Annotated in this window: 10 protein-coding genes; 6 read left to right on the top strand and 4 right to left on the bottom strand. The window is 68.6% G+C overall.

Annotated elements, in window-relative coordinates; genetic code table 11:
• The 3 genes from AC1DXK_RS08250 to AC1DXK_RS08260 all read left to right on the top strand — a co-directional run.
• Positions 1 to 465: hypothetical protein (locus tag AC1DXK_RS08250; RefSeq protein WP_457105933.1), on the top strand; the 465-nt coding region annotated here is incomplete at its 5' end.
• A 344-nt stretch (positions 466 to 809) separates the two neighbouring features.
• Positions 810 to 4,136, top strand: a complete 3,327-nt coding sequence (locus AC1DXK_RS08255; protein WP_477297405.1) for a phage portal protein — start codon at positions 810 to 812, stop codon at positions 4,134 to 4,136.
• 215 nt (positions 4,137 to 4,351) lie between these two features.
• The gene (locus AC1DXK_RS08260) at positions 4,352 to 5,974 is read left to right on the top strand and encodes a hypothetical protein (protein WP_477297407.1); all 1,623 of its coding nucleotides are present in this window, start codon (positions 4,352 to 4,354) and stop codon (positions 5,972 to 5,974) included.
• 251 nt (positions 5,975 to 6,225) lie between these two features.
• Here the strand turns inward: AC1DXK_RS08260 and AC1DXK_RS08265 are convergent, their stop codons facing one another.
• From AC1DXK_RS08265 to AC1DXK_RS08280, 4 genes are read right to left on the bottom strand one after another with little or no spacing between them, the layout of a single operon-like run.
• Positions 6,226 to 7,026 (bottom strand): anti-sigma factor family protein, encoded by an 801-nt coding sequence (locus tag AC1DXK_RS08265; protein WP_457105930.1) that lies wholly within the window; start codon positions 7,024 to 7,026, stop codon positions 6,226 to 6,228.
• Positions 7,023 to 7,817, bottom strand: a complete 795-nt coding sequence (locus tag AC1DXK_RS08270) for a sigma-70 family RNA polymerase sigma factor (RefSeq protein ID WP_477297409.1) — start codon at positions 7,815 to 7,817, stop codon at positions 7,023 to 7,025. The genes AC1DXK_RS08265 and AC1DXK_RS08270 overlap by 4 nt, the downstream gene beginning before the upstream one ends.
• Complete coding sequence (locus tag AC1DXK_RS08275) at positions 7,814 to 8,176, bottom strand: cupredoxin domain-containing protein (RefSeq protein ID WP_457105928.1); 363 nt, start codon at positions 8,174 to 8,176, stop codon at positions 7,814 to 7,816. Before AC1DXK_RS08275 ends, AC1DXK_RS08270 begins: the two co-directional genes overlap by 4 nt.
• Positions 8,177 to 8,183: 7 nt before the next feature.
• Positions 8,184 to 9,137, bottom strand: a complete 954-nt coding sequence (locus AC1DXK_RS08280; protein ID WP_457105927.1) for a metallophosphoesterase family protein — start codon at positions 9,135 to 9,137, stop codon at positions 8,184 to 8,186.
• A 430-nt stretch (positions 9,138 to 9,567) separates the two neighbouring features.
• Between AC1DXK_RS08280 and AC1DXK_RS08285 the strand changes: the two genes are divergently transcribed.
• The 3 genes from AC1DXK_RS08285 to AC1DXK_RS08295 are packed head-to-tail and all read left to right on the top strand — an operon-like array spanning position 9,568 to position 11,888.
• A complete protein-coding gene (locus AC1DXK_RS08285) occupies positions 9,568 to 11,076 on the top strand; it encodes a hypothetical protein (RefSeq protein ID WP_477297412.1) in 1,509 nt (502 codons plus the stop codon).
• A 6-nt stretch (positions 11,077 to 11,082) separates the two neighbouring features.
• Positions 11,083 to 11,388 (top strand): hypothetical protein, encoded by a 306-nt coding sequence (locus tag AC1DXK_RS08290; protein ID WP_457105925.1) that lies wholly within the window; start codon positions 11,083 to 11,085, stop codon positions 11,386 to 11,388.
• A gap of 29 nt (positions 11,389 to 11,417) precedes the next feature.
• Complete coding sequence (locus AC1DXK_RS08295) at positions 11,418 to 11,888, top strand: hypothetical protein (protein ID WP_457105924.1); 471 nt, start codon at positions 11,418 to 11,420, stop codon at positions 11,886 to 11,888.

Consider the following 11,888-nt stretch of genomic DNA (forward strand, 5'->3'; position numbering starts at 1 on the left):
ATGGCGCGCAGTAAAAAATCAAATCTGTTTAAAATATCGATCTCATCTGTTCTTTATATGTCCGCCGTGAGCGCTTACCCAGCTGAAATGATCAGCGATAATCAAGCTCAGCCGCGAAGTACAGGTGAAACGACTGATAAGTCAAACAAACTCTTAGTCGAGCTTCCCACTCGCATCTTATCGTCAGAAGAAGGCATTGAAATCGATGAGACCGGCGTAAATTTCCTTCCAGACGAGTCTGGAGTAGCCTGCTTCACTAAACTTGGTCGCTTCCATACAGATGATCGTGGCATACATATCAAGTACAGAAAACGGGCGCCGGAAATTTATATCCATAGCGAGTTCGATAGAAAATCAAACAATTACCACATCGTTTTCGGTAATAATTTTTGTCGTTATACTCTGACAATCCAGCGTGAAATCAAAAAATCTGGCCAATGGAAATCTTCAACCGTGTCAGATTGATTGTATTAAAGTATTTTTTTATCTTACATGTTGATGCGAAAGTATAAATCATCTGTCCGCGCACTGCTTCGGACTTTCCGTCTCGGCCAGCCGAGCGGGCGGAGCCGAACACACCATATCTGCAGCTTGCCGCCGGACTCACGGTCGGCCGTAGCCCATGGCGTTTGCTCACGGGATGCCGTCACAAGTTGCCGAATGATGATATCGGAAGTCGCCCACCAATCCTGAAACTGTGATCATTTGCGGTCTCGTGCCGTCTAGTAACATTCTGGCGCTTCGCCGAAGGGCACCCTCATTTGGCCTCATCGACACGCGGCGGCGCGGCGGGCGTGTTGCTGGCCCCAATGGCATACACCCTGACCTACGGTAGCGCCGGCTCTGGCTCAATGGCGGCCCACGAGCTTGGCTGGTTCGGCCCGTCCGCGCCGATGCGCCCCTCGGCTCCCGCAGAGATCGCAGGCCGCCGCTTCGACTACCCGACTGGTTACAACCTCAACACCACGGCGCGGGCCTACGAGCCGGTCTCGTTCGCGCAGCTGCGCCGCCTCGCCGACGGCTATGACCTGCTGCGGCTGGTGATCGAGACGCGCAAGGACCAAGCGGCCCGCATGAAGTGGACGATCAAGGCGCGCGACGCGGGACGGTCGTCCAGTGCGAAGGCCGCGGCGATCACCGCGTTCCTCGCCAAGCCCGACGGCGTGCATCCCTGGACCGACTGGCTGCGCATGGGCCTGGAGGACGTGCTCGTCCTCGACGCCTGGACGACCTTCAAGCAGCGCTCTCGCGCAGGCGACCTCCTCGCCCTTGAGCCGATCGACGGTGCCACCATCAAGCCGATCCTCGGCGAAGACGGTCGCGTGCCGACGCCGTGGGTGCAGAGCGGCGAGACCGTCTGGCCCGAGGCCTACCAGCAGATCCTCAAGGGCCTTCCGGCGGTGAACTACACCGCCCACGAGCTGCTCTACCGCCCGCGCAACCTGCGCACCGACCGCGTCTACGGCTTCTCGCCGGTCGAGCAGGTGATGACCACCGTCAACATCGCCCTGCGCCGGCAGGTCATGACCCTGGAGTACTTCACCAGCGGCACCGTGCCGGACGCGCTGATCGGCGTCCCCGAGACCTGGGGGCCGGACCAGATCGCGACCTACCAGACCTACTGGGACTCGCTGTTCACCGACAACCTGGCTGCCCGGCGGCGCGCCCGGTTCGTGCCCGGCAAGGTCGCGCTCCACCAGACGAGCGAGCCGCAGCTCAAGGGCGAGTTCGACGAGTGGCTGTCCCGAGTGGTGTGCTTCGCTTTCTCGGTCTCGCCCCAGGCGCTGATCAAGCAGATGAACCGGGCCTCGGCCGACACGCAGAAGGAACTCGCCGAGGAGGAGGGCCTCGCGCCGCTGCTCGACTGGATCAAGGGCGTCCTCGACGACGTGATCGCCGACGACCTCGCCGCGCCCGAGCTGGAGTTCGCGTGGCAGGAGGACGAGCAGATCGACGAGGCCGCGCAGGCCGAGCGCCTGCGCGGGCTGACTGCAGGCGGGCTGATGCGGCTCAACGAGGGCCGCAAGATCCTGGGCCTCGATCCCGATCCGAGCCCGGCTGCCGACGTCCTGATGGTGATGACCGGCACGGGCCTCGTGCCGATCGACGCGAACACGCTGGCGGGCAAGAAGGCGGCGCTCGACGCGTTCGGGCCGCCGCCCGCGTCGGGCACGTTCGGCGCGGCGCCGGAAGAGCCGGATGATCGCGACGACGGCCCCGCGGCTGCGGTCGCCAAGCTGCTCACCAAGTTCGACGACGCCCAGCCGCGGGACGCACACGGCCGCTGGACCGATGGGAGCGTAGGCGGCGAAGCGGATGAGGCCGCCGAGCGCGCCGCGTTCAAGCGCACCGTCCTGCGCACCGCGATCGGCGGGGCGGTGATCGCCGGGGGCGCGATCGTCACGGCCGCGTCCGGCGGCACCGTGCCGGCCGCGGTCGAAGCGGCGGTCTGGATCGCCGAGAACTACCTGCTCGGCGACGCGCTGGTCACGGCTGGCCGCCATATCGGCGCGCATCTCGGCTACGACGACGAGGAGGTCGCGCACATGCTCGACCACCTCGCCGGCGCGGTCGGGTTCGGCAAAGCGTCCGGGAACGCCGCCGCGGGCGAACGGATCCGAGACCGGCTCAGCGAGGTGGTGGGCGCCGCGCTCGACGCGATGATCGCTTCCATCCGCGAAGCCGGCCTCGACGCCGACCGCCGCAGCGCCATCGTGGCTGCCCTGGAGGATCTGCGCGGCCGCCTCACGGCGCGGATCGCCCATTTGCCAGCGCCGGCCCACAAGGCCGTCGGTGCGGAACTCACGAAGCGCCGGGTGTGGAGGCCGGCCGATCCCGTCCCTTTCGACCGGCCGGCCACGCGCCGGGCGATGCATGCGATTGCGGAGCGGCTGGAGAGAGCCCTGGCTGCTACCAGCTCTGACGTGGTCGCCGGGCTCCGCGGGCTCTTCAAGCTCGCCAAGGTCGGACCGGAGCCCGACGACGTCGACGCATTGCGCCGCGCGCTGGACGCCTTTCTCGACGAGTTCGACTTCACGGATCTACGCGCGGTCGCGCCGGAGGTGGCCGACGAACTTGAGGCCGTCGCGGCTGATGCGGGTCGCCGCGCGCTGGCGCAGATTGGCGCAGCCAGCCGCGCCCAACTGGTCGAGCGCGTGAACACCCGAGCGGTCGCCGCGGCGCGGACCCGCGCGGCCGAGATGGTCGGGATGCGCTTCGACGCCGACGGGCGGCTCGTGCCGTCGGCCGACGCGCGGATGGTGATCACCGAGGCGACCCGCACGCGGCTGCGCGAGACCATCGCGTCGGGCCTGGAGCACAACGTCGGTCTCGACGCCATCGCGGAGGCGATCGAGGCGGACTACGCCTTCTCGGCAGAGCGGGCAGCACGCATCGCCGAGTACGAGGTGGCCAGCGCCAACGGTGCGGCGTCGCTGGAGAGCTACCGGGGGCGGTCGAGGACGGCATCGCGGTCCGCAAGGCGTGGTGGGCCGAGGAGGGCTGCTGCGCGGTCTGCCAGGCCAACGCGGATGCCGGCGCGGTCGAGCTCAACGACGCATTCCCGAGCGGGGACGACACAACGCCCGCGCATCCGTCATGTCGCTGTGTGGTGGTGCCTGTCGTCGAGGACGACGCGTCGATCGACAAAGCGTTCGACCCGTCGAAGCATCCGCGGGATCCGGACACGGGCGAATTCTCAGGCGCGGGTGGATCGGGACGGGCGGCCAAGCGGCTCGCGACGCGGGCCCTGGCCGACCGGTCGCACCAAGACGTGCTGGATCTCGGACGCGTTCACGGCGATCGCTTCTCGACTCACGCCGGGCGGAATGTGGATGGATGGCGACACGGCGTCACCGCCGAGTTCGTCCGGCACATCGACCGTCGGCACGGCCCCGGCAGTGGAGCCCCCAACCCGATCGTTCCGGCCGATTACAGCAACCTTCCGCGGCTGCTCCGGCACGGTTCGGTGGCGCGAGGCGGCAAGACGCGCGGACAGGGCCTGCAGGGCGTCGTCGTCCGGCACACGATCCGCGGGCAGACGTACGAGGCCGTTCTGGCCGTGCGCAAGCGGACGGGATCGCTCACGCTGCACACGTTCTACAAGGTCGGGGTTTAGAGGTGGCGCGGCCCGCTGACGCCGCGTGCCCGATCTCGCGATCGCCCTTGGGCTTGACGTCCGAAACGGTCGACGGGTCCGCGCCTGAGTAAAAGCTACGCCGGTCGGGTTGCGAACTCAAGCAACGTGAAGATGTAGATCTGCTGCGCTGCCGTACTGACGCGAAATCACTCGAGCCCACGGCTGGACCGATTGGTGGCTGATCAACAATGGTCTATCCCGTCGGAGCCTCACATGCCCGAGCTGTCCCTGTTCCTGCCGCTGACGAAGGTCGATGCGGCCAACCGGCTCGTCTACGGCCTCGCCACCGCCGAGGCCCCGGATCGCGCCGGCGAGATCTGCGACTACACCTCGACGAAGCCGTTCTACGAGAAGTGGTCGGGCGGCATCGCTAAGGCGACCGACGGCCGCTCGCTCGGCAACCTGCGGGCGATGCACGGCAAGATCGCGGCCGGCAAGGTCACGCAGATCGCCTTCAACGACGACGCCAGGCAGATCGAGATCTGCGCGAAGGTGGTCGACGACGCGGAATGGAAGAAGGTCGAGGAGGGGGTCTACACGGGCTTCTCGCAGGGCGGCGCCTACGCCAAGCGCTGGCGGGGCGAGGACGGCCTGATGCGCTACACGGCCGACCCGAGCGAGGTCAGCCTCGTCGATCTGCCCTGCCTGCCCTCGGCGACGTTCCAGGTCTTGAAGAGCGACGGCGCGGCCGAGACGCGGGCCTTCGCCGTGTCCGTGCGGATCGCCCCGCCGCCCGAGCCGACCAATGCGGCCCTCTTCGCCAAGGCCGAGAATCTCGCCGCGGCGGCCGGTCGGCCGGGCGAGGTCGGCGACCTCGTGGCGCCGGCGCGCGAGGCCCTCGTGAAGGCTGCGGAGGTCGAGGCGCTGGCCAAGGCGCGGCTAGCTTCCGAGCCCACCGGGTCCGCGCCCGCGAGCGAGGGCGCGGTCGAGCAGGTATGGAAAGCCAAGGACGGCAGCACCTTCGCCAAGAAGGCGGACGCACTGGCCCACAACGCGCGCACGGATGCAGACGCCTCGGCCCGGGCTTCGGCCGGTCCGGTGCTCGACGCGCTGTCCGATCTCGGGAAGCAACTCGGGGCTACGGACGGAGAGGCGGTCGGCTCCGCTAGCGCCGGGCAATCCCATAAGCGGCGGCGCACCGATCCCGCCAAGGCGGACCTCGCCAAGGATCTCTACGGCGTGTCGCGGCTGGCGGTGCTGCTGAGCGAGATCAGGAGCATGGTCGGCTCGGCGGTGTTCGACGCGGTCTACGCCGATGGCGACGCGGCGTTGCCCCGGCAGATGCAGGCCTGGGCGACCCAGGGGGTGTCGCTCCTGCAGGCGATGGTGGCGACCGAGATGGCCGACCTGATGGGCGACGCGCCGAGCGACGCGGCGATGGCGCTCGCCGCCGGGCCGCTGTCGGATGTCGCCTATGACGCGCTGGTGAAGGCGGTCGCCGCCGACAGCCCGGCCGGGCAGGCGCTGGCCAAGGTCGGAGCACGCAACAGCCGAGCGGACCGGGAGCGGATCCAGCGCATGCATGACGATGCCTGCAGCCTGAGGGCGACCTGCGGACAGGCCGAGAAGGTGGCCGGCGGCGATCTCGCAAAGGGGGGCGACGCAATCGAGGCCGTACGCGCCGAACTCACCAAGATGACCGGTCAGCGCGACGCGCTGCAGCAGACGCTGACCGACGAGGTGCTGCCGCAGATCGCCGCCCTGGCGAAGATGGTGGGCGACCAGCCTGTGCCGCGCCACCTCGTGGGCCGCGCCGTCACGAAGGGTACGGAGGGTATCTCTGGCGCGTCAGACGCTCCATCGGCCGACGCGATCCGCATCACCTCGCGAAGATGAGCCCCGAGGCGCGCGCGGATCTGCTGATCAAGGTCTCTCACCAGAACCCGCAACCGCTTGCTCTCACGCGCTGAGGTGGCCCGGGGCGCTACTTGACGGTTATCGATCCAGCCCAGTCAAAGTCGAAGCTCCAGGGATCGCTCGAAAGCGGTCATTCGTTTCGCGCTGCCACAGCTTATTTTTCGCCCTGACCGTCCTTGCACGCGTCGCAAGTCACTCGGCATAGACTTGGCACTTCGGTCGCGCTCCGATCATCCCGGTGCGCGTTCGGTGAAGTCGTCCTTGAATTCCTTCAGCTCGACGGCGTTGAGATCCGACACGGCCCAGTAGGTCAAGCCAGCCTGCCGCCAACCAAATATGTTGTAGCCGTCCTGGGCGAGGCTGCGCGGGGAATATGCATTGGAAGGCCAGACGAACAGATTGATGACGTGCTTGTTCCGCCTGTAGATCAGCGCGGCCACGACCTTCCCGTCGAGATAGTCGAGCCGCCCGCCTATGAGAGGAAAGCCGCGGTCCGAGAGGTCGATGACCGGTGGCGAGAAGTCGATCTTGCCGGAAAACCACGGCTTCACCGTATGCTGGTCGGATGTCTCGATGTCCATAAGGTGGTTCGCCAGGAGAGAGCGGACATGGCCGGCGACGAGCTGTCCCGTGAGGTCGGCGGCGGGTTCGGGGCGCGTTAGGACGACGGCGAAGGCCAGGCTCGCCGCCAGGGCGAGGCCCGCCGGCAGGACCGTCCGGCTCGCCGCCAGAGTGCGCAGCCACGCCATCGCGCCGGGACGCGTCTCCTTCGGGGACGGCGCGTCGTGCCGTCCCTCCTGCGCCAGGGCGTCGAGGATGCGGATGCGCAGCGCCTCCGGCGCCCGCCACGCGACATCTCCGCCCGCCAGGCGCTCCCGCATGGCGCGCAGCCGGTCGAGTTGGGCGGCGCAAGTTGGGCATGAGGCGACATGCGCCTCGCACCGCAGGATGTTGGCCGCATCGAGTTCGCGGTCGAGAAGGGCGTGGAGCAGGATCGCCTCGCCGCAGGGCACATCGGACCGCTCCGTCATGTGCGGTCCTCGCCGTTCAGGCGCCGCCATGCGGCTCCGAGCTTGGTCCTGGCCCGGGCGAGGCGAGACATCACGGTCCCGATCGGTGCCGCGGTGATCTCGGCGATTTCCCGGTAGGAGAGGTCGTCGAATTCGCGCAGCACTAGCACCTCGCGAAAATCCGCGGGCAGGGTCTCGATCAGCCGGCGGAGGGAGGCCGCCTCGCCCTCGCGCAGGAGGGCGGCCTCGGGCGTGGCCTCTTCAGGGTCCCAGAACTCCCTGTCTTCCGGTTCGCCCTCCCCTTGCTCGTCGGCCTGTGCAACGCCGCTGAGCGGCTCGCAACGCGCCCGCTCGCGGGCGCGAGCGTTCGCCCAGGTCCGAGCGCAGTTGCGTACGATCGCCAGAAGCCACGCCCGGGCATCGCCGCCTTGAAAACCCTCGAAAGCCTTGAAGGCGCGCAAGAAGGCGTCCTGCACGATGTCGTCGGCGGCGTCGGCGTCCCGGGTCAGGAAGCGGGCGAGGTTGTAGGCGGCATCGAGATGCGGCAGCACGAGGTCGCGAAACGAGGTAGTGGACCGGCCCACCGCCTGGCCCCCTTCCGCAGCGGCAGAAGACGTCCGGCAGCCGAGGCGGTCTGCGCCGGAGCCGGGCCACGAGGACGCGACGGCTGCGTGAAGCGCCAGGGCTGCGTCGGCGAGAGTGCCCAGCAGTGTGGTGGGCGGGGAAAGCCGCCGGGCCGGGTCGAAGGTCGCCAGCGCACCTGCTCCCACGAGGCCGCTCCCGTCCCATCCCCCGCCCCCGAGCCGGGTCATTCCGGCGTGTCCCGCACGACGACCTTTCCGGTCATGTGTGGGTGGAGYGAGCAGAAATAGGGATACTCCCCCTTCGCCGCGAAGGCGAAGGAGAAACGGTCTTCGGTGTCGAGGGTTTTCGAGCGGAACTGGCCTGACGGCGACACGACGGTGTGCGGGATGTCGTCGCCGTTGATCCAGGTGACCTTGGCGCCCGGCGCCACGGTGATCGTCTCCGGACTGAAGGTGAAGTTGTCGATCCGGACGACGAGATCCTGGGCCGGTCCTGCCATGGCGGGATTGGCGCCAAAGGCCAGGATCGCGGCGAGCACGGCGGCGCCGGAACCCGGGCGAAGCCGGCGACGGAGGGGCGCGGTCATGGCGGCCTCACCCACCAAGCGGGATATCGACGATCGCCAGCGGGCCGGTGCCGCGCACCAGGCTTACGCTCGTGACGCCGAGGAGACCGCGCAACTCTCCGGCCGGCACCTTCATCGGCCCCGGCGAGGGAGCCGAGCCCGGCGCCGGCTGCGGGAAGGCCGTCGAGCGGGCGGTATGGAAGGCGACATTGCCCTCGACCTTCTGGATGATCTGGTGGATATGCCCGTTAAGCACCGTCACCGAGCCGAAGCGGCCGAGGAGCGCAAGAGCCCGCCCGCCATCCTGCGTGCCCCACCCCCATTCGGGGTAGACCGTCCAGAGCGGTATATGCGCGAACACGACGATGGGCGTGCTGGAGGAGAGCCCCGCCACGTCGCGCTCCAGCCAGCCGAGCTGCTCGGTGCCGAGGTTGCCGAGGCCGCCGGCCTTCAAGTCGACGACATTGACGAGTCCGATGAAGTGGACACCATTCCGGTCAAAGCTGGTCCAGCCGGCCCCGCGCGATCCCTTGCCGTAGCGGCGGAGATAGGCGCGACCCTGCCCCTCATCGAGAAGATCGTGCTCGCCCGGCACGAAGACGATCGGCACCCCGATCTCGCGCAGGATCTGATCGGCATCGTCGAACTCCTGCTCCTTCGACAAGTGGCTGATGTCGCCGGTATGGAGGATGAAGGCCGGCTTCTCGCGGAGCTTTGCGATCTTGCCGACCGCCTCGCGTAGCGTGCCGAGGGCATCGGGATTGGCCGGCTTGCTGAAGCCGACATGGCTGTCGCTGATCTGGAGGAAGGTGAAGGGCGCTGGCGCTGTCTCACCCGCCACGGCCCTCTCCAGCCCGATCGCCCGGGGCAGGCCGCCGCCGAGAGACCAGAGGAGGCCGGTGCCGGCCCACACCATGCATTCGAGCGTGCCCCGGCGAGTCGGGCCGGGCGATCCTTCCTCGGGCTGCTGGAGATCCTGCATGATCTGCTTCCGGAAAGAGCCGGGACGTTGGCGTCCCTGCACATCCGGATCGCGGCACCGCCCGGTTTATTCCGGCTCGACGACAAAAAGTGACAGGCCTGGTCGGGCCGCGTCCGGCCTGTGTGGGGACGGGGCCGGAACGATCCCTGCGGCCGGGATTCCCTCAAGTCTTTTTTCTTGATCTCACCTCTCAGAAGCAGTCGGGCAGAAAGCCACCCTTAGCGGACTGCTGAGACTGTTTCCCGCGACCTGGCTCGACTTATCAGTCACTTCGTAAACCTGCCGCTCTTGAGGCGCCGCCGATCCGGGGACGGATCGCGCGTCACATTTCCTGGCCCTCATCGCCCGCCTCCCCTCAACGTCCGATGCCGCGCGCCCCGGGGACGGGCCGGCGCCGGCGCGGCCGTGCATCCGCACAGGATCACGCCCCATGACCCAGCACGTCGACGTCCTCGCCCTCCTCAGGGAGGCGCAGTCCAAGCCGCTCACCGATCCGATCCTGGCCCAACTCGGGATCGACCTGCAGAAATCGACCTTCGCGCAGGGCAGCTCGCCCACCTCCGGCCTGACCTTCTACGACCTCGAACTCGGGGCGAAGTCGCTCTACCCGGTGCTCACGCCCCTGCGGAACGCGATCCCGCGCGTCTCTGGCAGGGGCGGCATCCAGGCCGCGTGGCGAGCGATCACCGGCATCAACGTCTCCGGGATGCGCATCGGCGTCTCCGGCGGCAACCGCGGCGTGCAGGTCGTCGCCACCGCCGACTACACCGCCAGCTACAAGGGCATCGGCATCGAGTCGAACGTCGAGTTCGACGCCCGGTATGCCGCGAAAGGGTTCGACGACGTGCGCGCCATCGCGGCGCGCACCGGCCTCCAGAGCCTGATGCTCGGCGAAGAGGCGATGCTGCTCGGCGGCAATACCTCCCTGGCGCTCGGGACGACGCCGACCCCGACCCTCTCGGGCTCGGCGACCAGCGGAACGCTCGCCGCCCAGACGTGGTCGGTGATCGCCGTGGCGCTGGCGCTCGACGGCGTGATCAACGGCACCGTCGCGGGCGGGATCCAGGCGACCATCACCCGCACCAACGCCGACGGCTCGACCGACGTGTTCGGCGGCGGTGCGGCGGGGCGCTCTGCGGCGGCTACGGTCGCGACCACTGGCGCCGCCGGGTCGATCGCGGCTTCTGTGGCCACCGTGCCGGGGGCGCTCGGCTACGCGTGGTTCTGGGGCGCGGCCGGCGCCGAGGTGCTGGGCGCGATCACCACGATCGCCTCGGTGCTGATCACCGCCGCGGCCGCGGGCACGCAGACCGCCGCCTCGCTCGGGACCGTCGATCGCTCGACCTCGGCGCTGTCCTTCGACGGGCTCCTGACCCAGGCGTTCAGGCCCGGATCCGGCGCCACCGTCTACACCCTGGCGCCCGGCACCGTCGGCATCGGAACGCCGCTCACCGCCGACGGCGCGGGCGGCATCGTCGAGATCGACGCGGTGCTCAAGTCCATGTGGGACCTCTACCGGCTCTCGCCCGACACGATGTGGGTGAACAGCCAGGAGGCGCTCAACATCTCGAAGAAGATCCTCACCGGCAATGCCGCCTCGGCCTACCGGTACGAGATCGCGGTGACCCGGGACCAGCTCGGCGGCGGCTTCATGGCTCGCACCTACCTGAACCGCTTCTCCATGGCCGGCGGCGCGACCCTCGACATCAAGGTCCACCCGAACCTGCCGGCCGGGACGATCCTGTTCACCACCGGCACCCTGCCCTACCCGATCAACAACGTCGGCAACGTCATGCAGGTCCGGACGCGGCAGGACTACTACCAGATCGAGTGGCCGCTGCGGTCGCGGAAGTACGAGTACGGCGTCTACGCCGACGAGGTCCTGCAGCACTACTTCCCGCCGTCCCTGGCGGTGATCACCAACATCGCCAACGGCTGAGCGCAGATGGCCGGACCGCTCGCCCGCATGTTGCCGCCCGGAGACGGGCGCCCGCACGTCACGATCGCCAATGGCCGGCCCTACCGGGGCACGGCCGGCAGCGTCCTCGACGTGCCGGTCTTCGACGCGCAGGTGCTGGAGGCCAACGGCTGGATCCGCGCCGGCGCCCACGCGCTCGCCGGCCCGACCGCGGCCCGGCCGAGCGCCCCCCCGGCCGACCAGCTCTACTTCGACACCACCCTGTCGCTGCCCGTCGTCTGGGATGGGCTGGCCAAGGTCTGGCGCAGCGTCTGGACCGGCGCCCCGGCCTGACGCTCGCCCCTCGCAGCAGGAATCCCGACATGATCAAGATGCGCGCGCCCGAGGGGCTGACCGGCTTCTCGCACCATGGCCACGCGATCGCGGTGGACGCCGACGGCGCGGTGCACGTCGACCCGCGCCATCGCCTCGACCTGGAGGCGCACGGGTTCACGCCCTGGGACGCCCCTGCGGCGGCGGCCTCGGTGGCGGTGGCCCTCGGGCCCCTCGACGCGGACCGCGCCCGGCTGGTGGCGCTGTTCACCGAGACGGTTGCGGCGATGCCCGACGAGGACGTGGCGCGCATGATCGCCGAGGCGGATCAGCGCCGGCGCCTGGAGCAGGAGGACGCCGAGCGGATCGACCCAGCGAAGGTCACCGCCGCGGACATCGACGGMATGAAGCGGCATGAGCTGTTCGCCTTCCTGAGGAAGCGCGGCATCCGGGTCGTTCCGCCAATCGACAACGACACGCTGCGAGCCAAAGCGCGCGATGCCCTGGCGCCCGCCGCTTGA

The sequence above is a fragment of the Methylobacterium sp. P3_A11 genome (assembly GCF_056403155.1).

Bases quoted from the DNA above. Each gene is read 5' to 3' on its own strand.
- AC1DXK_RS08255 (WP_477297405.1), top strand. From the start codon at position 810: ATGGCATACACCCTGACCTACGGTAGCGCCGGCTCTGGCTCAATGGCG.
- AC1DXK_RS08260 (WP_477297407.1), top strand. From the start codon at position 4,352: ATGCCCGAGCTGTCCCTGTTCCTGCCGCTGACGAAGGTCGATGCGGCC.
- AC1DXK_RS08265 (WP_457105930.1), bottom strand. From the start codon at position 7,026: ATGACGGAGCGGTCCGATGTGCCCTGCGGCGAGGCGATCCTGCTCCAC.
- AC1DXK_RS08270 (WP_477297409.1), bottom strand. From the start codon at position 7,817: ATGACCCGGCTCGGGGGCGGGGGATGGGACGGGAGCGGCCTCGTGGGA.
- AC1DXK_RS08280 (WP_457105927.1), bottom strand. From the start codon at position 9,137: ATGCAGGATCTCCAGCAGCCCGAGGAAGGATCGCCCGGCCCGACTCGC.
- AC1DXK_RS08285 (WP_477297412.1), top strand. From the start codon at position 9,568: ATGACCCAGCACGTCGACGTCCTCGCCCTCCTCAGGGAGGCGCAGTCC.
- AC1DXK_RS08290 (WP_457105925.1), top strand. From the start codon at position 11,083: ATGGCCGGACCGCTCGCCCGCATGTTGCCGCCCGGAGACGGGCGCCCG.